The sequence below is a fragment of the Microbacterium cucumeris genome (assembly GCF_058349845.2).
Genome location: NZ_JBYRIZ020000004.1, coordinates 214,856 through 235,532, shown reverse-complemented (window position 1 = coordinate 235,532; position 20,677 = coordinate 214,856). Strand labels below are relative to the sequence as shown.

Genomic DNA, 20,677 nt, shown 5'->3' with positions numbered 1-20,677 from the left:
GCTACGATGACGACATGGCAGTCACTGACGAGGCGATCGAGAAGATCAAGGCGATGATCGTGTCCGGCGAACTCGCCCCCGGCGACCGCCTTCCGCCGGAGAAGGAGCTCGCCGAACGACTCGGCCTGTCGCGCAATTCGATGCGCGAGGCCGTCAAGGCGCTCGAGGTCATCCGGGTGCTCGATGTGCGCCGCGGGGACGGCACGTACGTCACGAGCCTGGAACCGCATCTGCTGCTCGAGGCCATCTCGTTCGTCGTGGACATGCACGACGACGACTCGATGCTGGAGATCTTCGCCGTGCGCCGGATGCTGGAGTCGCAGGCGACCGGGCTCGCCGCGACGCTCGGCAGCGACGAGCAGGTGCAGGCCTTGCGCGACGAGCTCGACGGCGTCGGCACCGACGTGTCGATCGACGACCTCGTCGCCCACGACATCCGCTTCCATCGCGACATCGTCCGGATGGCGGGCAACGCCTACCTCGCGAGCCTCATCGAGAGCCTCAGCAGCCAGACGGTCCGTGCCCGCGTGTGGCGGGGGCTCACCGAGCAGGGGGCCGTCGAGCGCACCCTCGCGGAGCACCGGGCGATCGCGGATGCCGTCGCCCAGCACGATCCGAATCTCGCGACATCGCTCGCCACGGCGCACATCGCTGGCGTCGAGCGGTGGCTGCGCCAGGCGGCGACCGCCTGAGCCGCACGGAACGGGACGCGGGTCGGGGTGTCCGCGCCTTCTGGCGGCTTACGCCCCCAGGCGCCCCATCGCGGCGCCGAACTCCGCCGCCGAGGCGTCGCTCGTCTCGTGGAAGAGCATCTCGTCGATGACATCCGGTGCGGCGGTGAAGTACGGGACCCCGGCCAGCCGCAGCGACACGATGTCCGATGCCGAGCGGAGACTGGCGGCGAGGACATCCGTCCCGCTCCCCGCGCACACCGCCTGCATCTCGGGGATGAGCGCATCGCCGTCCACCCCGGCATCCCTCAGCCGTCCCAGATAGGGCGCGATGTACCGCGCACCGATGCTCGCGCACGCGAGCGCCTGCGCCACCGAGTACACGGCCGTGACGAGCACCGTCGCACCGTCGCGCACGAGCGCGGATGCCGCGGCGAATCCGTCGGCCGTGGCCGGAACCTTGACGGCGACCCGGTCCCCCAGCGCGCGGATGCCCTCGGCATTGCGCAGGAACGACGCGGCATCGCCGCCCCAGGTCTGGAAGAAGATCTCGCGGGCGCCCTCCTCGACCCAGCGCGCGTACAGTTCGGGGATCTCAGCCGCCCGGCGACCTCCGCGTTCGAGGATCGTCGGATTCGTCGTCACCCCATGCACGACACCGGCGGCGAGCAGCCGCGAGACGCGCTCGACGTCGGCGCTGTCGACGTACAGACGCGGGGCGGCCGGGGCGGAAGGAATCATCGGATCTCCTGGGACGCAGAACCTGTCGTTACAGGTTGGATCTCGGCTAATGTTATGACAGCAGACGGCGAAGTCAAACACGATCAGGAGCGCAATGACCCCCGCATCCCGCGATGAGAGAAGCGGCGTCGTCATCGTCGGCAGCGTGACCGCCGACGTGACCACTTTCTCCGAGCGGCTCCCCGCCCGCGGCGAGACGATCCTGGGCGACGAGTTCACGCTCTTCCTCGGGGGCAAGGGTGCGAACCAGGCCGTCGCGGCCGGCCTGGCCGGGGCCAGGACGAGCTTCGTCGGCTGCGTCGGCGACGACCTGTTCCACGACCTGGTCGTCGACAGCCTCGCCGACGCCGGCGTCGACCTGACGCATCTGCGCACGGTTCCCGGCCCCACCGGAATCGCGCACATCCGCGTGGACGCCTCCGCCCAGAACGACATCGTCATGGTCCCGCTCGCGAACGCGCATCTCAGCGCCGAGCAGATCGACGCCGCACTGGAGGCGCTCGCTCCCACGACCTCCGTCCTGCTCACCCAGCTCGAGACGCCGTCCGCGCTGACCGCGCACATCGCCGCGCGCGGCCGGGAGCTCGGGTTCACCGTGATCCTCGATCCGGCGCCCGCCGCCGATCTGCCCGCCGAGGTCTGGGCCGACATCGACATCGTCACCCCGAACGAGACCGAGGCGTCGCTGATCAGCGGCATCGAGGTCACGGATGCCGCGTCCGCCGAGAGGGCCGGACGCTGGTTCCTCGAGCGGGGAGTCGGCGCCGCCGTCATCACGCTCGCGGCGCAGGGCTCCTGCGTCATCACGGCGGAGGGGACATTCGTCGTCCCGCCGCTGCCCGTCGACGCGGTCGACACCACCGCGGCCGGCGACGCCTACGCGGGCTACCTGGGTGCCGCGCTCGCGAACGGAGCGCCCCTCACCGAGGCCGTGCGCCTGGCCACGGCGGCAGGCGCCCTCACCGTCACCAAGCAGGGCGCCTCGCCCAGTCTCCCCCGCCGCACGGACGTGGACGCGCTCCTCGCGTCCCGCAGCTGAACGGATCACCGATGCGCAAGACCGCCACCACCATCAATCCCGCGCTGTCGAGGGTCATCAGCGAGACCGGGCACACCGATCTGCTCGTCGTCACCGACGCCGGTCTGCCGATCCCGCCCGGCTCGGAGCGGATCGATCTCGCCTACCGTCCGGGCGCACCCGCCTTCCTCGACGTGCTGGACACGGTGCTGGCGGAGATGGTCGTCGAGGGCGCGACGGTCTCCGCCGAGGTCGCGGAGGTCAGCCCACAGGTGCTGGCGGCGCTGCGCGAGCGGTTGCCCGGCATCGAGATCGAGCTCGTTCCGCACGTCGAGTTCAAGAAGCGCACCCACGACGCACGGGCCTTCGTCCGCTCGGGTGAGTTCACCCCGTACGCCAACGTGATCCTGCAGGCGGGGGTGGCGTACTGACATGCCCGTCGCAGATGAGATCGACCGGCACTCCGCCGCCCCGATGTACGACCAGCTGCGTCAGCTGATCATCGACGGGATCGCCCGTGACGGACTCCAGCCCGGCGATCCCCTTCCCGGAGAGCACCGGCTGTGCGAGCGCTACGGCATCTCGCGCACGGTGGTGCGCCAGGCGCTCGCGCAGCTCGAGCACGAGGGCCTGGTCGAGCGCGTCAAGGGCAAGGGCACGTTCGTGTCCCGCCCCCGGACTAGCGAAAGCCTCGTGCACACCCTGGTCGGGCTGTTCGACGACGTCGCCCGACGCGGCGGTCACGTGCACAGCGACGTCCTCCGCCACGAGCGCGAGGAGGCCGATGACGAGGTCGCTGCGGCCCTCGACGTGCCGGCGGGGTCGCCCGTCGTGGTCCTCGAGCGACTGCGCCACGTGGACGGCGAGCCCTGGTCGCTGTCGACGACCTGGATGCCGGAAGCCGTCGGCGCCGTGACCCTCGGCGTTGATCTCAGCGAGGCCTCGCTGTACCGGCTGCTCGACGAGCACGGCATCCACGCCACCCACGGCGTGCGCTCGGCCGAGGCGACCGTCGCGACCCACGAGCAGGCCCTGCATCTCGGCGTGAGCGCCGGGTCCGCCCTGCTGCGGCTCCGCAGCATCAGCAGGGATGCCGACGACCGGCCGATCGAGTACTTCATCGCGCATCACCGCGGCGACCGATCGAGGTTCGAGTTCCAGCTGCGCCAGGAGCAGTCCGAGGCGTCGCTGCTGCACATCGACGGCGCGGGCGGGGCGTCCCGCGCGGGAACGGTCGCGATCTGACCCGGCTACGCTCGAACCCATGACCACCTGGACCAGCACCGCCATCGCTCTGCTGGACGCCGACGCGAACCGCAGCGCCGACACGCACCTGCACGTCTTCCCGCTCCCGGCCGAGTGGGGCATCGACCTGTACCTGAAGGACGAATCGGTGCACCCGACCGGGTCGCTCAAGCACCGGCTCGCCCGGTCCCTCATCCTGTACGGACTCGTCGGCGGCCGCATCCACGAGGGGACGACCCTCGTCGAGGCCTCCAGCGGCTCGACCGCCGTGTCGGAGGCCTATTTCGCACGGATGCTCGGGCTCGACTTCGTCACCGTCGTCCCCCGGTCGACGAGCCCGGAGAAGATCGAACTGATCGAGTTCTACGGCGGACGCTGCCACTACGTCGACCGCGCCCCCGACATGTACCCCGAGGCCGAGCGCCTCGCCGCGGAGTGCGGGGGCCACTACCTCGACCAGTTCACGTATGCCGAACGAGCCACGGACTGGCGCGGCAACAACAACATCGCCGAGAGCGTGTTCAGCCAGATGGAGCGGGAGCGGCATCCGATCCCGTCGTGGATCGTCGTCGGCGCCGGTACGGGCGGAACGAGCGCGACGTTCGGACGCTACGTGCGGTACCGCCGGCACGAGACCCGGGTCGCCGTGGTGGATCCCGAGGGGTCGGCGTTCTACGGCGGCTGGAGCACCGGCGCCTCCGACTACAAGACCGGCCGCCCGAGCCGCATCGAGGGGATCGGCCGGCCACGTGTCGAGCCGTCCTTCGTCGCCGGCGTGATCGACGAGATGCTGCAGATCCCCGATGCCGCCTCCGTCGCCGCGATCCGGCTGCTGCAGGAGCGGACCATGCACTGGGCCGGCGGCTCGACCGGTACGAACCTGGTCGGCGCGTTCCAGCTGATCGCGCGCATGCGCGCGGCCGGCGAGACAGGAAGCGTGGTCACACTGATCTGCGACGGCGGCGCGCGCTACGCCGGGACCTACTACGACGACGACTGGGTCGCGGCGCAGGGCTGGGACCTCGCACCGCACCGCGCGCGCATGGATCGGTTCCTCGAGACGGGCATCTGGGGCGAGTGAGGGCTACGCTTCAGGCATGACCACGCTCATCCTCACCGTCGTCGGCACGGATCGGCCAGGACTCGTCGCCGCTGTCGCCGATGTCGTCGATGCGCACGGCGGCAACTGGGAGAACAGTCAGCTGGCGGAGCTCGCCGGCGCCTTCGCGGGCGTCGTGCAGGTCTCTGTCCCGGACGACCGTCGCGCGCAGTTGACGTCGGCCCTCCAGGCGCTCGACGGACTGCTGACCGTCACGGTGCACGCGGGCTCGGATGCCGAGCCCGAGGCAACGGCTCGTCCGGTCGCGTTGCAGATCCTCGGCAACGACCGGCCGGGTATCGTCCGGGAGGTCTCCGCGGTTCTGCGCGCGCACGAGCTGAGCATCGAGACGATGACGACCGAGACGCGGGATGCCGCGATGGCCGGCGGCCGCCTGTTCGAGGCGAGCGTCGTCGCGGAGGTCCCGGCATCTGCCGATCTGGAGGCCCTGCGCGCGGACCTCGAACGCCTGACGACCGAGCTGCAGGTCGACATCACCCTTGCCTGATCCGTCGCGCCGGCGCCCGATCCCTCGCGGCGACGGCTGAGACCTCTCGGCATTGACGAGACCCCGCCGGATTCGCGTGAACACGGCGGGGTCTCGTCGGGAAGGAGAGGTCTGCCGGCGGGCGAGCCGGGCGGACGCCTCAGACCAGGCGCGACTTCGGCGAGACGCCGTAGGTGTCCTCGGGGTCGGCGTAGACGGCGTCTCCGAGAGCCGTGTCGATCGCGGCGAGCGTGTCGGCATCGAGCGTAACTCCCGACGCCTTTACGGTGTCCGCGAGCTGCTCCGGACGCGATGCGCCGACGAGAGCCGCCGCGATGTTGGGGTTCTGCAGCACCCACGCGATCGCGAGCTGCGGCATCGTGAGTCCCGCCTCCTCCGCGATCGGCTTGAGCCGCTGCACAGCTGTGAGGGTCTCGTCGTTCATGAACCGCTGGATGAACCCGGCGCCGCTCTTCTCGTCCGTGGCGCGCGACCCCTCGGGCACGGGCTGGCCGGGAAGGTACTTGCCGCTGAGCACGCCCTGCGCCATCGGGGACCAGACGATCTGCGAGATCCCCAGCTCTTCGGATGCCGGGACGACCTTGCCCTCGATGACGCGCCACAGCATGGAGTACTGCGGCTGGTTCGAGATGAGCTGGATGCCCAGCTGCTTGGCGAGCGCGTGCCCGTCGCGCAGCTGCTCCGCCGTCCACTCCGAGACGCCGATGTACAGCGCCTTGCCCTGACGGACGATGTCCGCGAACGCCTGGAACGTCTCCTCCAGCGGCGTCTCGTAGTCGAACCGGTGCGCCTGGTAGAGGTCGACGTAGTCGGTTCCGAGGCGCTTCAGGGAGCCGTTGATCGACTCGAGGATGTGCTTGCGGCTGAGCCCGGTGTCGTTGGGGCCCTTGGGACCGGTCGGGAAGTAGACCTTCGTGAAGATCTCCAGCCCCTCGCGGCGCTGACCGGCGAGGGCCTTGCCGAGCACGACCTCGGCGGCGGTGTTGGCGTACGTGTCCGCCGTGTCGAACGTGGTGATGCCGGCATCCAGTGCCGCGTGGACCGTCTTCACGGCCGCGTCGTCACCGACCTGCGAGGCGTGCGTGACCCAGTTGCCGTAGGTGATCTCCGAGACCTTGAGACCGCTGTTGCCGAGATAACGATAGTTGACCATGACTCCACGCTAGGGCCTCTCGACCCTGCCGGGGTCAGGATGCCGAGGCGGAGGTCACAGTGTTTCGGATGCGGGGCGCTGGTGCTTGCGCAGCCAGAACTCGGTCTGCGCGACGTGCCCCGCCGCGGCCGCCGACGCCGCGACGGGATCGCGCGCGACCAGAGCGTTGAGGATCGCCCGGTGCCCGGTATCCGAGAGGATCTTGATCTGCGCGGCGTCCTCCGTCTCGAAGATCCGGTACGCACGCGATCGCGCGCGCAGGACGTCGGCGAGGCTGGCGAGCGCGTCGTTGCCCGCGACGGCCGTGATGGCGGAGTGGAACTGGTTGTCGAGCTCGGACAGTTGCTCGTCGTCCGTCACGCCCTCGAGGTCGGCGAGCAGGGCGTCGAGGCGGTCGAGGGTCGCATCGTCGATGCGCGCGGCCGCGAGGCTGGCGGCGTGCGCCTCGAGGGCCCGCCGCATCTCGTAGAGCTCGATGATGGAGTCGAGCGGGAGCAGCCCCACCGTGAGTCCCAGTCCCTTGATGAGGTCGGCGGCGTGCAGATCGCTCACGTAGCTGCCCGAACCGTGCCGGGTGTCGAGCACCCCCAGCGCGGCGAGCATGCGGATCGCCTCGCGGAGCGAACCGCGGGAGACGCCGAGCTGCTCGCAGAGCTCCCCCTCGCTGGGCAGCCGATCACCGGGCCGGAGCTCGCCGTCCGCGATGAGTGCACGCAAGCCGTGCAACGCCGTGTCCAGTGCCCCCATGGGTGCGGTCTCCTTGTCGCGCAATGGTGAGCCGAGTCTGCCGCCCGGCGGACGATCTCACCAAGTTGTATTACGACTTTGTCAAATCTACCCCCAAGACGTGCCAATTTTTGCGATCTCTGGCACAGTTGTGCAACAAGTTCCCCGATCTGAACGAGGCCGCATGCTCGAGATGACGTCTTCCGCTGCTCCGGTGCAGCTCGCCTCCGGGGCGCGCGCTCGCGACGCCTGGCCGCTGGACCCCGACATCGTCCACCTCAATCACGGCTCCTTCGGCGCCGTGCCGACCGAGGTCGTGCGGCACCAGGACGAACTGCGCGCCCAGGCGGATCGCAGCCCGGTGGGCTGGTTCCCGCGCATCGCGGAACGCGTGGCCCAGGCCCGGTCGGCCGTCGCGCCGTTCGTGGGGGCCGAAGCCGAGGACGCCGTCTTCGTCCCGAACGCCTCCGCCGCGGCGACGGTGGTGTTCAACAGCCTGACCCTCGACGCCGACGACGAGATCCTCGTGACCGACCACGGCTACGGCGCGATCACGATGGGCGCCGCGCGACTCGCGCGCCGGTTCGGTGCCCGCGTGCGCACGGTGCGCATCCCCCTCCTCGCCGAGGAGGAGGAGATCCTGGAGCTGTTCCGCGCCGCCCTGGGCGTCCGCACGCGCCTGATCGTGGTGGACCAGATCACCTCGCCCACGGCCCGGCTCCTGCCGACCCGGCGCATCGCCGAGCTCGCGCACGAGCGCGGAGCGCGTGTGCTCGTCGACGGGGCGCACGCGCCCGGACTCGTCGCCGACGCCGCGAAGGCGGGCGGAGGCGACTGGTGGTTCGGCAACATGCACAAGTGGCCGTGCGCACCGCGCGGCTCCGCCCTCCTCGTCACCCGCGCCGACGATCGGCAGGACCTGTGGCCCCTGATCGATTCGTGGGGCGGGGGCGAGGCCTATCCCGACCGCTTCGACACGCAGGGGACCATCGACGCGACGACGTACCTCAGCACCTCGGCGGCCATCGACTTCATCGAGCGCGAGCACGGCTGGGCGCAGACACGGCGCACCATGTCCGCCCTGGCGGACGAGGGCGCCGATCGGATCGCAGCGGCCCTCCAGCCCTATGTCGCGGAGGACGCCAGGGTGCACCTGCCGATGCCGGTCGACTCGATGCGGCTCATCCGGCTTCCGGACGGGCTGGGGAGCACCCGCGAGGAGGCGGACGCCCTGCGCATGACGCTGTTCGATGCCGCGGGAGTCGAGACGGCCTTCACGAGCTTCGAGGGACGCGGCTACTTCCGCCTCTCCGTGCACCTCTACACCGAGACGAGCGATTTCGACGCCTTCGTCGAACGCTGCGTCCCTGAGATCCTGCGCCGCGCCGGCATCACCGCCGCGGCTTCCTGAATCCCCGAAACACACGAGAAAGAGGTATGTCATGAAGCGCACCCGACTGACGACAGCCGTCGGCATGGGCACCGTCGCCCTGCTGGGGCTCACCGCCTGCTCCGCCGGCGGCGGCTCAGAGAGCGCCGACGGCACCGTCACGCTCCAGATGGTGGAGAGCCTGACCAACCCGGCCCGCACCGAGGTCATCCGCGGTCTGCTCGACGACTTCGAGGCGGCCAACCCGGACATCACCGTCGAGCTCGTCTCCCCTCCGACCGAGCAGGCCGACCAGACGATCCAGCAGATGCTCCAGTCCGGCAAGGGCGTGGACGTCCTCGAGGTCCGCGACATCACGGTCGGCCCCTTCTCGAACAACGGCTGGCTCTACGACATGACGGACGACCTCGCCGACTGGGAAGGCTGGGACGCACTCACCGAGAACGCGCGGACGGTCGCCGAGGGGGACGGCGAGAGCCTGTTCATCCCGTACGGGTTCTACGGCCTGTCGCTGTTCTATCGCACCGACCTGGTCGAGGAGGCCGGGTTCGACGGACCTCCGCACAGCTGGAAGGACCTCCTGGAGCAGGCGTCCGCCATCCAGGACCCCGCAAACAACGTGTACGGGTACGCGTTCCGCGGCGGGCAGAACGGCAACACGAACGTCGTCGCCGCGATCGAGGCCTACGTCATCGACGACCTGGACACGTCGAACGCGTTCCTCCTCGAGGACGGCTCGACGATCTTCTCCGCCCCGGAGGCGCAGGAGGCGGTCGACGACTACTTCGCACTGTTCGAGCAGGCCTCGCCGCCGTCGGCGGTCTCGTGGGGCTATCCCGAGATGGTCGCCGGCTTCACGAACGGGTCGACGGCGTTCCTGCTGCAGGACCCGGAGGTCATCGCGACGGTCCAGGCGTCGAATCTGACCGAGGATCAGTGGGACACCGCGCCGCTGCTCGTCGGGCCGTCCGGCAAAGCCGCCCAACCGCTCGCGGTGGCGGGATGGGGCGTCGCCGAGGCGAGCGAGCACAAGGATGCCGCGGTGAAGCTCGTCGAGTTCCTGTCGTCGGCGGAGCCGGCCACCGAGTTCGCCCAGGCGAACAGCCTGGTGCCGATCATCGCCGCAGCATCCGACGACGAGTTCTACGCCTCCGGCCCGTGGACGAGCTACGTCACGATGACCGAGGATCCCGAGACGTACATCAACGTGCAGCAGCCGCGCGGCGTCAGCTGGTGGACGGAGTGGATCCAGAAGTCGGATCAGGATGTGCAGAACGTGCTGCTCGGCAACATGAGCACGTCGGAGCTGCTCGAGTCCTGGGATGCCTACTGGGTCGACAAGTACGCCACCGAGGACTGATCGCATGACGCAGCTCACCCGCACGGGACGCTCCGCCGGCTCCGCCGGCGGGGCTCCCCCGGCCCGGCCCGGCCGACGCACCTTCGGGCGCCGTCAGGCCTGGACGATCCTCGCATTCCTCTCCCCGGCCATCCTGTTCGTCTGCTGGTTCACCTACTACCCGATGCTTCAGGGCGCCGGTATGGCGTTCCACGACTGGAACCTCTGGGACCTCACGTCGACGCCGTTCGTCGGGTTCGACAACTTCGTGACGATCCTCAGCGATCCGGTGTTCCCTCAGATCGCCTGGAACTCGGTCCTCTGGGTGGTGTGCTCGCTCGTGCCGCAGTTCGTCATCGGCTTCCTCATCGCGCTCGCCCTCCGCAAGCGGTTCCGCTTCCGCGGGCTGTACCAGGCGCTGGTGTTCTTCCCCTGGGCTGTGTCCGGCTTCCTCATCGGGCTGCTGTTCCGCTGGATGTTCAACGCCGAGTTCGGGGTCATCAACGACCTGCTGATGAAGGTCGGTCTCATCGACGCGCCGCTGCCGTGGCTCGCCGACCCGAAACTCGCCATGACCGCCGTCATCATCGCGAACGTCTGGTACGGCGTGACCTTCTTCGCCATCATGATCCTCGCCGCGCTCCAGTCGGTCCCCGACGAGATGCTGGAGGCGGCGAGCCTCGACGGCGCCGGCAAGCTGCGTCAGCTGTTCTCGATCATCGTCCCGTACATCTCGATGACGCTGCTGCTGACCGTGCTGCTGCGGATCATCTGGATCTTCAACTTCCCCGACATCATCTGGGCGATGACCCAGGGCGGACCCGCGAACCAGACGCACATCATCACGACCTGGATGATCAACTACACCCAGAAGGGCAACTACGGGCTCGCCAGCGCGATCGGACTGATCGTGGTCGCGTTCCTGCTGGTCTTCTGCGCGTTCTACCTCCTGGCCATGCGGAAGGTGAAGAGATGACCACCATCGTCGCTCCGGAAGCCACGGCCGCCGTCGTCACGGGTCGCACCAAGATCCGCCAGCCCCGCCGGCGCCCCACCGTCGGGGGTGCGCTCCGCTTCGTCGGACTCGGACTCTGGCTGGTCATCACGCTGTTCCCGCTGTACTGGATCGCGCTGACGTCGTTCAAGTCGCCCCAGACCGTCAACGTGTTCCCGATCGAATACTGGCCGAGCGACCCGTCGGTGCAGAACTACCTCAACCTGTTCGAGTTCAACGACTTCGGCGTGTTCCTGATGAACTCGGCCGTCGTCTCGCTCAGCGCGGGTCTCGTCGCGACCCTGATCGCGCTGCTCAGCGCGTTCGTGCTCTCCCGGTTCGAGTTCCGCAGCAAGGGCGCCGTGCTCGTCGCGTTCCTGCTGACGCAGATGATCCCGGCGTTCATCGCCCTCGGCCCGCTGTACTCGATGATGTCGAACCTCGGGCTCGTGGACACCAGGTTCGGCCTGATCCTCGTGTACATCGCCATCTGCATCCCGTTCTCCACGGTCATGCTCCGGGGCTTCTTCGAGAACGTCCCGGTCGCGCTCGAGGAAGCGGCCATGATCGACGGATGCTCGCGGCTCGGCGCGCTGTTCCGGGTGCTCGTCCCGGTGCTGACACCGGGCATCATCGCCGCGTTCATCTTCAACTTCGTGAACTGCTGGAACGAGCTGTTCCTGTCGGTCGTGCTCATCCACTCGACCGAGAACCGCACGATCCCCGCGACCCTCAACGGGTTCATCTCGACGTTCAATGTCGACTGGGGATCGCTGTCGGCGGCCGCCGTCGTGACGATCCTGCCCACCATGGTGATGTTCGCCCTCGCGAGCCGCTGGATCGTGCAGGGGCTCACGGCGGGCGCGGTCAAGGAGTGAGGGGTCCCCGGTCGCGGCGCTCCGCGCCGTGGCCGGGGCCGTGCCCGCTCACAGAGTCTCCCGGTAGTCCCGCCACGCGTCTCCGAGGCGGCGGATCCCCTCGGAGAGGACCTCGTCCGGCGCGGTGAACGGGATCCGGATGTGATCGTCAGGAGACGTTGACGCCGCGAACTCGGCGCTCCCCGCGACCGAGACGCCGTGCATGGCGGCGACGCGGGCGAACGCGTCGGCCGATCCGGACGGGATGGCGGCCCACAGCGACAGGCCGCCGCGCGGAGCCCGGAACGTCCACTCGGGCAGATGCTCGGCCATCAGTCTCAGCAGTAGGCGCAGACGCTCCTGGTGCGCGCGGGACACCTCGCGCTTCAGGTCCGAGGCGTGCGCGAGGAGATCGCCGGCCAGCAGCTGCGCCGGCACGCTCGTTGACTGGTCTGCGAGCTGACGGGCGCCGCGCAGTCGGCGGACCAGCACCGGATCCGCACGAAGCCATCCCACGCGCAGCCCCGCCCATGCCCACTTCGACACCGACTCGACGACGATCACCGGGGCATCCGGTCGTTCCGCCGCGAGCGAGGGCGGCACGACGCCGTCGAACGAGATGCCGGCGACCACCCGGTCCTCGACGACCGGCACGCCGTACCGGGCGGCGAGGTCGGCGACGCGCCGGCGTTCGGCGGGCGGCATCCGCGTTCCGGTCGGGTTGTGGTGGTGTGGATTCAGCGCGACCAGAGCGGGTCTCAGCCGGGCGATCGCCACTTCGAGGGCCTCGACGTCCAGACCGTCGTCGCCCATCGGGATGCCCTGCACGACGCCGCCGCGCAGGGCCACCGAGTCGGTCACTCCGGGCCAGGTGACCTCCTCGGCGAGGACCACGTCACCCGGACCCACGAGCGCGTTGACCACCAGGCTGATCGCCTGCTGGGCGCCGTGCGTCACGAGGATCTGCTCCGGTGAGGTCGGCGTCCCCTCGACGGTGAACATGTCCGCGATCTGCTCGCGCAGCATCGCCAGGCCCGCCGGATCCGTCTCCGGCAGCAGTGCGAACTCGAGGCGCGGCCGGTGGGTCCGGATGATCTCGACTCCGGTCTCGGGGATCTGCGGCACCGTGCGCAGCAGGTCGATCGCATTCGGCAGCGACGAGAACAGCGCCTCGCCCCGCCCCGCTCGCCCCGGTCGGGAGACGGGTGACCCCGAGATGCGCGTCCCGCTGCCCTGCCTCCTCTCCACGGCGCCGCGCTCCGCGAGCTCGGCGTAGGCGGCGACGACCGTGCCGCGCGACACAGAGATCACGGCAGCGAGCGTGCGCTCGGCCGGCAGCCGGTCCCCCGGTCGCAGTTCGCCGGTGTCGACGAGGGCGCGGATGCCGTGCGCCAGCCGTGCGGACAGCGTGCCGTCGCCCTGCGACCACCGCCCCAGGCGCGCGGCGAGCGCTGCGGAATCGACCGTGGCCGTCCGATGATCCACCAGCCGCTGATTGGCACTGTTCCCGATGCTCATATCCATGGATTCTGGTCCAATGAGTCTCCCGATCGTCGCTAATTCGCCAATTGCTGGGCCGATTTCCCAAGATTGGACCATCGAAGGACTATTGGATTGGTTCGGCGCCGACGATGCCCGCCTGAGCGACCCGACCGTGCGGCCGGCTCTGCGCGCCATCGAGGAGGCCCTCACCGGCAGTCGCTGGACGATCGAACTCGACGCCACACTGGAGGGATCGCGGATGACGCGCGAACCCGCGATCGTCAGCCTGGTGCGGTCGATCGCCGTGCAGGTGTCGCGGCATCCCGCGCTGCGCGCGCACACGGTCGGCGAGATCCTGGACGGGCGCGTTCCGGTCGCGGAAACCGTCGTTCCGGTCGTGGACACCCGCCTTCCGGTCGCGAAAACTGTCGGTCCAGCGCGGGTTCAGCGGCAGATTCCGCGACCTGAACGATGAGACAGGACCGCGGAGCGACGGATTCTGCGGCCTGAGCCCCCACGGGGTCGGGTGACGTACGGGGGCGCCGCATCGACCTCGGGAACTTGGGGTTTCGACTCGCTGCGCTCGCTCAACCTTGCCCCGGCCGACCTCAACGCGGCTGCGCCGCATTGACCTCGAGAACTTCGGGTTTCGACTCGCTGCGCTCGCTCAACCTTGCCCCGGCCGACCTCAACGCGGCTGCGCCGCATTGACCTCGGCCGCGGCAACATCCTCGGTCGTGGCGACGAGCTGCCCGCAGGCGCCGTCGATCTCCTTGCCACGGGTGTCGCGGAGGGTCGTCGGGATGCCCGCGTCGTTGAGCCGGCGCACGAACTCGTTCTGCACGTCGGGCTCGGACGAGGTCCAGATGGATCCCGGCGTCGGGTTCAGCGGGATGGGATTGACGTGCACCCACCCGCGTCCGCGGGCGTTGAGCTTGTCCGCGAGCAGGTCGGCGCGCCACGCATGGTCGTTCATGTCCTTGATGAGCGCGTACTCGATCGACACGCGGCGTCCTGTCTTGTCGAAGTACTCGCGCGCGGCATCCAGGGCCTCGTCGACCTTCCAGCGCGAGTTCACCGGGATGAGCTCGTCGCGCAGCTCGTCGTCCGGAGCGTGCAGCGACAGCGCGAAGGTCACCGGGATGTCCTCCGCGGCGAGCTTGCGGATCGCGGGCACGAGCCCGACCGTCGAGACGGTGATCCCGCGGGCGCTCATGCCGAGTCCTTCGGGCTGCGGCGCGACCATGGTGCGCACGGCGTGCATGACCCGGTTGTAGTTGGCCATCGGCTCGCCCATGCCCATGAAGACGATGTTGCTCACGCGCTCGAGGGAGTGGTCGTCGCGCTTCTTGCCGCCCAGCTCGCCGTTCGCGATGGCGCGGTTCGCGCGCACGACCTGCTCGATGATCTCGGCCGCCGACATGTTGCGGGTGAGCCCTGCCTGCCCGGTCGCGCAGAACGGGCAGTTCATGCCGCATCCGGCCTGGCTCGACACGCACAGCGTGATCCGGCCCGGATAGCGCATGAGCACCGACTCGACCAGAGCGCCGTCGTGCAGGCGCCACAGGAACTTGATGGTGTCCCCACGATCGGTCTCGAGACGACGGACCTCGGTCATGAGCGGAGGCAGGAGCCCTCCGACCAGCTCGTCGCGGATGCCGGCGGGGAGATCGGTCATCTCGGCCGGGTCGGAGGTGTAGTGGCGGAAGTAGTGCATGGCCAGCTGCTTGGCGCGGAAGCCGGGGAGGCCGAGTTCGGTGACCTTCTCGACGCGCTCGGCCGGCGTGAGGTCGGCGAGGTGCACGGGAGGCTTGCCGCGCTTGGGGCTCGCGAACTGCAGGAGCGGTCGTCCCTCGGCATCCTTCTTCTGCGTCCACCCCTCGGTCGCGGGCCGCACCTGCGGCGTGCCGGATGCCGCAGCCGTCGGACGCGGGGCGCCGGGGCGGCGCGGGGCACGGGAGATGTCGGTCATGTCATCCAGGGTACGGCGTGACGCCTGGGAGACCGCGGGTCGAGCCTCCGTAGACTGACGGCGTGGAATGGATCTGGATTCTCCTCGGCGTCGTCGTCGTGATCGTGCTCTTCGCCGTTCTCGGGAAGTCGATGCGCCCGAAGGTCCCGACCCCGCCGACGACGGCGGCTCCTCCGAGCGGCCCTTCGACCGGCCCGGATGCCGCGACGACCGCCGAGATCGATCGCCTGATCGCCGAGGGGCAGACCATCCGCGCCATCAAGGTGCTGCGCGACGCTACCCCGGGGATGAGCCTGCAGGAGGCCAAGGATCGCGTCGAGCGCTGGACCGCACCCGCCACGACAGCCATCCCGATCGCGACGTCCGCGGGTTCCGACCTGCCGGCGGACGTCGTCTCGGAGGTCGACGCTCTCCTCGCCGCCGGTCGCACGATCGAGGCGATCAAGCTGCTACGCGAACGCACCGGGTGGGGGCTGAAGGAGTCCAAGGACCGCGTCGACTCCTGGACGCCCGGCCAAGGCTGACCTGTAATGACAGGCCTTCCGGGTGAGACAATGGATCCACATCCCCCCGATGAAGGAGAACCATGACCGACCGCCTCGCCCGCGCCCGCGCCACCGGCGTCCTCGCCGTGCTCCGCGCCCCCTCGCCGGAGCTCGCCCTCGAGGCGTCCGAGGCGATCATCCGCGGCGGCGTCACGGGGATCGAGGTCACGTACTCCACGCCGGACGCGCCGGCCGTGATCCGTGAGCTCATCGCGCGGCACGGCGACGCCGCGTACATCGGCGCCGGGACGGTCACGACGATCGATCAGGCTGCGGCGGCCGCGGACGCGGGCGCCGAGTTCCTCGTGAGCCCCGGCACCCTGCCGGACCTCACTCGTGCCATGCTCGACACCGGCCGCGTCGTCATGACCGGCGCCATGACCCCCACCGAGGTCATGGGTGCACTCGCCCTGGGCGTCGACGTGGTGAAGGTCTTCCCCGCCTCCCTCGGCGGCCCGTCGTACCTCGGCGCACTGCGCGGCCCGTTCCCGGACGCCCCGCTCATGCCCACAGGCGGCGTGAACCCGGACAACCTGTCGGACTGGTTCGCGGCGGGAGCGGTCGCGGTCGGCGCCGGCGGGGACCTGGCGAACGCCTCGTCGATCAAGAGCTCGGACTGGGCCGACATCACCGAGCGCGCCGAGCGCTTCACCGCGGCCCTCGCGGCCGTCCGCGCCTGAGCGCCGGCTATGACACGGACCGAGGACACGGCCCTGCTGGTCGCTGCGGCGCGCGGCGACGCCCCCGCCGTGCGCGCCGCGCTCGAAGCCGGCGCAGCCGTCGAGGCGCGCGGTGAAGGCGGCATGACGGCGCTCGTGCTGGCGACCAAGCGGAACCATGTCGAGGCGGCGCGCGCGCTCATCGACGCCGGCGCAGACGTCAACGCGAAGGACGACATCCAGGATTCCGCGTATCTGTACGCCGGGGCCCGCGGCCACGACGAGATCCTCGCCCTGACGCTCGCCAACGGCGCCGACCTCTCCAGCACCAACCGCTTCGGCGGCACGGCCCTGATCCCGGCGTGCGAACGCGGCCTGCTGTCGACGATCCGCATCCTGCTGGCGGCAGGCATCGACGTGGACCACGTCAACGATCTGGGCTGGACCGCCCTGCACGAGGCGATCGTCCTCGGCGACGGGTCCGCCACCTACGTCGAGGTCGTCCGCACGCTGCTCGCGGCCGGGGCGGACACGGCGATCCCCGACGGGCACGGCGTCTCGCCGCGCGCCCTCGCCGCCGAGCGCGGATTCGAGGCGATCGTCGCCGAGATCGACCGCGCCCGATGATCGATCTCGCTCCGCTGGCCTGGGCTCTGCTTGCGCTCGCGGCGCTGATCGCGGGACTGGGGAAGACGGCGATCCCCGGCAGCGCCACGGTGTCGGTCGTGCTGTTCGCCGCCGTCCTCCCGGCGCGCACCTCGACCGCCGCGATGCTGCTGCTGTTCATCGTCGGCGATGTGTTCGCCCTGATCGCGTACCGCAGGCACGCGCACTGGCCGACCCTGCTGCGGCTCGCGCCGGCGGTGGTGGCCGGCCTCGTGGTCGGTTTCCTGTTCCTCGCCTACGCGGACGACGCCATCGTGCGACGGGCGATCGGCATCATCCTGCTGCTCATGATCGCGGTCACGCTCTGGCGCCGCCATCGGGATTCCCGGCCCGCCGGTGGGATGCTGGTCGGCGCGTCGTACGGGACGCTGGCCGGCTTCACCACGATGGTCGCGAACGCGGGCGGACCGGTGATGTCCATGTACTTCCTGGCGACCCGCACGACGGTGCAGGTGTTCCTGGGCACCTCGGCGTGGTTCTTCGCGATCGTGAACCTGGTGAAGGTGCCGTTCCTCGCCGGAATCGGACTCTTCACACCCGAGGTGCTCGTGATGGATCTGCTGCTCGCACCCCTGGTCGTCGTCGGCGCGCTGGTGGGCCTCCGGCTCGCCAAGCGGATGCCGCAGCAGCTGTTCGATCGCCTCGTGATCGTCCTGACGATCGTCGGCGCCGTCTACCTGCTGTTCTGACCCGACCACCACCACCGCCGCCACCGCCACCCCCGGTTCTGCTACACCTTTCCGCGTCTGCGACAGGAAACAACAGGCGCAATAGTCGAAAGGTGTAGCAGAACCCGAGGGGGAGGGCGCCGGCGAGGGTGACCCGCTCAGTCGAGGAAGATGTCGGGGAAGAGCGCGCTGTCGGGAGTGCCGGGCACCGCCGCGTAGCGGGAGAAGTCCGTCACCCCGTCGGCTTCCAGCACGTCCTCGACGATGAGGCTCTGACCGGTGCGCTCGCGCGCGGGCGTCGTCAGCACGGAGTACGCGGCATCCGCATAGATGTCGGCGGTACGGCTCGCAGCCATGACCTTGTCGCCGCCCAGCAGGTTCTGCACGGCCGCGGTCGCGATGGTCGTGCGCGGCCAGAGGGTGTTCGCGGCGATGCCGTCCCCGGCGAACTCCGCCGCGAGCCCGAGCGTCACCATGGTCATGCCGAACTTCGCGAGCGAGTAACCGGCGTGCGCGCCGAGCCACTTCGGGGTCGGGTTCAGGGGTGGCGACAGCGACAGGATGTGGGGGTTCTCGGCCTCCCGCAGCTGCGGGATCGCGGCGCGCGACAGCATGAACGTGCCGCGGACGTTGACGTCCTGCATGAGGTCGTACTTCTTCGCGGAGAGATCGAGCGAACGGGACAGGTCGATCACGCTGGCGTTGTTGATGACGATGTCGACGCCGCCGAACTCTCCGACGGTCTTGAGCACGGCCTCGGTGATGTCGTCGTCCTCCCGCACGTCGCCGACGATCGGCAGGGCCTGACCTCCCGCCGCGCGGATCTGCTCGGCGGCGGTGTGGATCGTGCCCTCGAGCTTCGGATGCGGGGTGTCGGTCTTCGCGAGCATCGCGATGTTCGCCCCGTCCGCCGCAGCGCGCAGCGCGATCGCGAGGCCGATGCCGCGGCTGCCGCCCGACATCAGGATGGTCTTTCCTGCCAGAGTCATGTCTCTCCTCGCGTTCACTTCGGGGCCATGCGGATGGCGCCGTCCAGGCGGATGGTCTCGCCGTTCAGGTACCCGTTCTCGACGATGTGCGTCACGAGGCCGGCGTACTCGTCCGGCCGGCCCAGGCGAGCGGGGTAGGGCACCTGCTCGCCGAGCGACGCCTGGGCCGCTTCGGGCAGCCCCGCCACCATCGGCGTCTCCATGATCCCGGGGGCGATCGTGCACACCCGGATGCCGTGACGGGCGAGCTCGCGGGCGACCGGCAGTGTCATGGCGTGCACACCGCCCTTGGAGGCGGCGTAGGCGGGCTGGCCGATCTGGCCGTCGAAGGCCGCCACGCTCGCCGTGTTCACGATGACGCCGCGGTCGCCGGACGCCGTCGGCTCCTGCCTCGCCATCACCGCCGACGCCTGCGAGAGCACGTTGTACGTGCCGACGAGGTTGATGCGGATGATCCGCTCGAAGTCCGCCAGCGCGTTCGGTTCGCCGTCGCGATCCAGCACCTTGGCCGGCGGAGCGATGCCGGCGCAGTTGACGAGGATGCGCAGCGGGGCCTCGGTGTCCGCCAGCGCGACGGCGGCCGCAGCATCCTCGGGGCTCGTGACGTCCCCCGGCGCGAAGGCGCCCCCCAGTTCCGCAGCCAGGGCGGCGCCGGCCGAGCCGGGGAGGTCCAGCAGGGTGACGTGCGCCCCCGATGCCGCGAGAGCGCGGGCGGTGGCCAGGCCCAGACCGGAGGCGCCTCCGGTGACGAGGGCACCCGATCCCTGGATCTGCATGCTGTTCTCCTTCGAACGATCGTGCAACTCAGTTCCAGCTTACGCGGTTCCGAGTTCCAGGCTGGCGCCGGCGAACGCGGCGGTGTTGGCTGGAGTCATGGAACTGCGTCGCAAGCGAGCCTACGACACCGCCGAACCCTCCGACGGGTTCCGCGTGCTCGTCGATCGGCTCTGGCCGCGCGGCGTCTCGAAGGAGCGCGCCGCGATCGATCTGTGGGACAAGGACACCGCCCCGAGCCCGGAGTTGCGCAAGGCGTGGCACGCCGCACCGGATGCCGAGTGGGCCGAGTACGCGGACCGCTACCGCGCCCAGCTCGCCGACGAGAGCGCGCCGGCGCTGCGCGAGCTCGCGGACGTCGTGAAGCGGCATCCGGTCGTGACTCTCGTCTACGCCGCGCACGACACCGAGCACAATCACGCCGTCGTGCTCGATGAGGCGCTGCGCGAGCTGCTGTGACGATCCCCGCCGCCTCCATCGCCGTCCCCGGCCGCGTGCGCGCGCTCGCGCGCGGCGCCGCGCTGACGCCCGTGTGGGAGAACGGGATCGGCGGGCTCACCTTCCGCACGGACGACGACCGCTACATCAAGTGGGGTCCTCGGGACGCTGAGGCGAACATGCGCGACGAGGCCGAGCGGATGCGGTGGACGCGGCGCTGGATCCTGGTTCCCGAAGTGCTGGAGCAGGACCAGGATGCCGAGCACGAATGGCTCGTCACAGCCGCGATATCCGGCCGCAGCGCCGTGGACCCGCGCTGGATCGCCGAACCGGAAGCCGCGGTGCGCGCCGTCGGCCTCGGGCTGCGGCGGCTGCACGACGCCCTGCCCGTCGCCGAGTGCCCATGGGAGTGGAGCGTCGAGAGCCGATTCGAGAACGCCGCTCGCCGCGGCATCCGCATCCCCGAAGCGCTGCACGACGCACCGGAGATCGACCGGCTCGTCGTCTGTCACGGTGACGCGTGCATGCCGAACACGCTGGTCGGTGACGACGGGCGACCGCTCGCGCACGTCGACCTCGCCGCGCTCGGTGTCGGTGACCGGTGGGCGGACATCGCCGTCGCCTCGATGAGCACCGAATGGAACGTGGGTCCCGGGTGGGAGGACGCCCTCATCGCCGCCTACGGCGTCGAGCCGGACCGCGAACGGCTCGCCTACTACCGCGACCTGTGGAACGCGAGCTGA

The 20,677-nt window shown here is 70.0% G+C and carries 24 protein-coding genes; 17 read left to right on the top strand and 7 right to left on the bottom strand.

Translation table 11 applies throughout. The annotated features are described in order from the left end of the window. Positions 1 to 14 precede the first annotated feature (14 nt). Positions 15 to 692 carry a FadR/GntR family transcriptional regulator gene (locus AC3RXZ_RS12785; protein WP_243229462.1) on the top strand — a complete coding sequence of 226 codons (678 nt, stop codon included), beginning with the start codon at positions 15 to 17 and terminating at the stop codon, positions 690 to 692. 48 nt (positions 693 to 740) lie between these two features. Here the strand turns inward: AC3RXZ_RS12785 and AC3RXZ_RS12780 are convergent, their stop codons facing one another. Beyond that, complete coding sequence (locus AC3RXZ_RS12780; RefSeq protein ID WP_491494275.1) at positions 741 to 1,412, bottom strand: transaldolase family protein; 672 nt, start codon at positions 1,410 to 1,412, stop codon at positions 741 to 743. A gap of 94 nt (positions 1,413 to 1,506) precedes the next feature. Between AC3RXZ_RS12780 and AC3RXZ_RS12775 the strand changes: the two genes are divergently transcribed. From AC3RXZ_RS12775 to AC3RXZ_RS12755, 5 genes are read left to right on the top strand one after another with little or no spacing between them, the layout of a single operon-like run. After that, positions 1,507 to 2,451, top strand: a complete 945-nt coding sequence (locus AC3RXZ_RS12775; protein ID WP_491494274.1) for a ribokinase — start codon at positions 1,507 to 1,509, stop codon at positions 2,449 to 2,451. 11 nt (positions 2,452 to 2,462) lie between these two features. Continuing rightward, a complete protein-coding gene (gene rbsD, locus AC3RXZ_RS12770) occupies positions 2,463 to 2,861 on the top strand; it encodes a D-ribose pyranase (RefSeq protein WP_243229457.1) in 399 nt (132 codons plus the stop codon). Between the two features lies 1 nt (position 2,862). Continuing rightward, on the top strand, positions 2,863 to 3,675 hold the full coding sequence (locus AC3RXZ_RS12765) for a GntR family transcriptional regulator (protein ID WP_243229456.1): 813 nt from the start codon (positions 2,863 to 2,865) through the stop codon (positions 3,673 to 3,675). A 19-nt stretch (positions 3,676 to 3,694) separates the two neighbouring features. After that, the gene (gene cds1, locus AC3RXZ_RS12760) at positions 3,695 to 4,756 is read left to right on the top strand and encodes an L-cysteine desulfhydrase Cds1 (protein ID WP_491494273.1); all 1,062 of its coding nucleotides are present in this window, start codon (positions 3,695 to 3,697) and stop codon (positions 4,754 to 4,756) included. A 16-nt stretch (positions 4,757 to 4,772) separates the two neighbouring features. Continuing rightward, positions 4,773 to 5,282, top strand: coding sequence for a glycine cleavage system transcriptional repressor (locus AC3RXZ_RS12755; RefSeq protein WP_243229453.1), 510 nt, complete (start codon positions 4,773 to 4,775; stop codon positions 5,280 to 5,282). Between the two features lie 139 nt (positions 5,283 to 5,421). Here AC3RXZ_RS12755 and AC3RXZ_RS12750 read toward each other — a convergent pair whose 3' ends face one another. Then, the gene (locus AC3RXZ_RS12750) at positions 5,422 to 6,435 is read right to left on the bottom strand and encodes an aldo/keto reductase family protein (protein WP_491494272.1); all 1,014 of its coding nucleotides are present in this window, start codon (positions 6,433 to 6,435) and stop codon (positions 5,422 to 5,424) included. Between the two features lie 54 nt (positions 6,436 to 6,489). Continuing rightward, positions 6,490 to 7,182 (bottom strand): FadR/GntR family transcriptional regulator, encoded by a 693-nt coding sequence (locus AC3RXZ_RS12745; RefSeq protein WP_491494271.1) that lies wholly within the window; start codon positions 7,180 to 7,182, stop codon positions 6,490 to 6,492. 163 nt (positions 7,183 to 7,345) lie between these two features. Between AC3RXZ_RS12745 and AC3RXZ_RS12740 the strand changes: the two genes are divergently transcribed. From AC3RXZ_RS12740 to AC3RXZ_RS12725, 4 genes are read left to right on the top strand one after another with little or no spacing between them, the layout of a single operon-like run. Further along, positions 7,346 to 8,572 (top strand): aminotransferase class V-fold PLP-dependent enzyme, encoded by a 1,227-nt coding sequence (locus tag AC3RXZ_RS12740; protein WP_243229447.1) that lies wholly within the window; start codon positions 7,346 to 7,348, stop codon positions 8,570 to 8,572. 31 nt (positions 8,573 to 8,603) lie between these two features. After that, positions 8,604 to 9,911 (top strand): ABC transporter substrate-binding protein, encoded by a 1,308-nt coding sequence (locus AC3RXZ_RS12735; protein ID WP_243229444.1) that lies wholly within the window; start codon positions 8,604 to 8,606, stop codon positions 9,909 to 9,911. Between the two features lie 4 nt (positions 9,912 to 9,915). Next, a complete protein-coding gene (locus AC3RXZ_RS12730; RefSeq protein ID WP_243229443.1) occupies positions 9,916 to 10,866 on the top strand; it encodes a carbohydrate ABC transporter permease in 951 nt (316 codons plus the stop codon). Next, on the top strand, positions 10,863 to 11,762 hold the full coding sequence (locus tag AC3RXZ_RS12725) for a carbohydrate ABC transporter permease (protein ID WP_243229442.1): 900 nt from the start codon (positions 10,863 to 10,865) through the stop codon (positions 11,760 to 11,762). Before AC3RXZ_RS12730 ends, AC3RXZ_RS12725 begins: the two co-directional genes overlap by 4 nt. A 48-nt stretch (positions 11,763 to 11,810) precedes the next feature. Here AC3RXZ_RS12725 and AC3RXZ_RS12720 read toward each other — a convergent pair whose 3' ends face one another. Beyond that, positions 11,811 to 13,259 (bottom strand): aminotransferase-like domain-containing protein, encoded by a 1,449-nt coding sequence (locus AC3RXZ_RS12720; RefSeq protein WP_243229440.1) that lies wholly within the window; start codon positions 13,257 to 13,259, stop codon positions 11,811 to 11,813. Positions 13,260 to 13,278: 19 nt separating this feature from the next. On the opposite strand from AC3RXZ_RS12720, the gene AC3RXZ_RS12715 reads away from it, so the two are divergent. Beyond that, on the top strand, positions 13,279 to 13,698 hold the full coding sequence (locus tag AC3RXZ_RS12715) for a hypothetical protein (protein ID WP_243229438.1): 420 nt from the start codon (positions 13,279 to 13,281) through the stop codon (positions 13,696 to 13,698). A 213-nt stretch (positions 13,699 to 13,911) separates the two neighbouring features. Here the strand turns inward: AC3RXZ_RS12715 and rlmN are convergent, their stop codons facing one another. Next, the gene (gene rlmN, locus AC3RXZ_RS12710; RefSeq protein ID WP_491494270.1) at positions 13,912 to 15,195 is read right to left on the bottom strand and encodes a dual-specificity RNA methyltransferase RlmN; all 1,284 of its coding nucleotides are present in this window, start codon (positions 15,193 to 15,195) and stop codon (positions 13,912 to 13,914) included. 62 nt (positions 15,196 to 15,257) lie between these two features. Between rlmN and AC3RXZ_RS12705 the strand changes: the two genes are divergently transcribed. The 4 genes from AC3RXZ_RS12705 (at position 15,258) to AC3RXZ_RS12690 (ending at position 17,754) form a co-directional block, all read left to right on the top strand. Then, on the top strand, positions 15,258 to 15,719 hold the full coding sequence (locus tag AC3RXZ_RS12705; RefSeq protein ID WP_491494269.1) for a hypothetical protein: 462 nt from the start codon (positions 15,258 to 15,260) through the stop codon (positions 15,717 to 15,719). 62 nt (positions 15,720 to 15,781) lie between these two features. Next, positions 15,782 to 16,420, top strand: coding sequence for a bifunctional 4-hydroxy-2-oxoglutarate aldolase/2-dehydro-3-deoxy-phosphogluconate aldolase (locus tag AC3RXZ_RS12700; protein ID WP_491494268.1), 639 nt, complete (start codon positions 15,782 to 15,784; stop codon positions 16,418 to 16,420). Between the two features lie 9 nt (positions 16,421 to 16,429). After that, positions 16,430 to 17,026, top strand: a complete 597-nt coding sequence (locus tag AC3RXZ_RS12695) for an ankyrin repeat domain-containing protein (RefSeq protein ID WP_243229432.1) — start codon at positions 16,430 to 16,432, stop codon at positions 17,024 to 17,026. After that, positions 17,023 to 17,754, top strand: coding sequence for a sulfite exporter TauE/SafE family protein (locus AC3RXZ_RS12690; RefSeq protein ID WP_243229430.1), 732 nt, complete (start codon positions 17,023 to 17,025; stop codon positions 17,752 to 17,754). Before AC3RXZ_RS12695 ends, AC3RXZ_RS12690 begins: the two co-directional genes overlap by 4 nt. 137 nt (positions 17,755 to 17,891) lie before the next feature. On the opposite strand, the gene AC3RXZ_RS12685 is transcribed toward AC3RXZ_RS12690, so the two are convergent. Both AC3RXZ_RS12685 and AC3RXZ_RS12680 read right to left on the bottom strand, forming a co-directional pair. Beyond that, positions 17,892 to 18,722 carry an SDR family oxidoreductase gene (locus AC3RXZ_RS12685; RefSeq protein WP_491494267.1) on the bottom strand — a complete coding sequence of 277 codons (831 nt, stop codon included), beginning with the start codon at positions 18,720 to 18,722 and terminating at the stop codon, positions 17,892 to 17,894. Between the two features lie 14 nt (positions 18,723 to 18,736). Then, positions 18,737 to 19,498, bottom strand: a complete 762-nt coding sequence (locus AC3RXZ_RS12680) for an SDR family NAD(P)-dependent oxidoreductase (protein ID WP_491494266.1) — start codon at positions 19,496 to 19,498, stop codon at positions 18,737 to 18,739. A 97-nt stretch (positions 19,499 to 19,595) separates the two neighbouring features. On the opposite strand from AC3RXZ_RS12680, the gene AC3RXZ_RS12675 reads away from it, so the two are divergent. Beyond that, positions 19,596 to 19,955 (top strand): DUF488 domain-containing protein, encoded by a 360-nt coding sequence (locus AC3RXZ_RS12675; protein WP_491494265.1) that lies wholly within the window; start codon positions 19,596 to 19,598, stop codon positions 19,953 to 19,955. Then, positions 19,952 to 20,677: an aminoglycoside 3'-phosphotransferase gene (locus tag AC3RXZ_RS12670; protein ID WP_243229423.1), complete on the top strand. Its 726-nt coding sequence runs from the start codon at positions 19,952 to 19,954 to the stop codon at positions 20,675 to 20,677. The genes AC3RXZ_RS12675 and AC3RXZ_RS12670 overlap by 4 nt, the downstream gene beginning before the upstream one ends.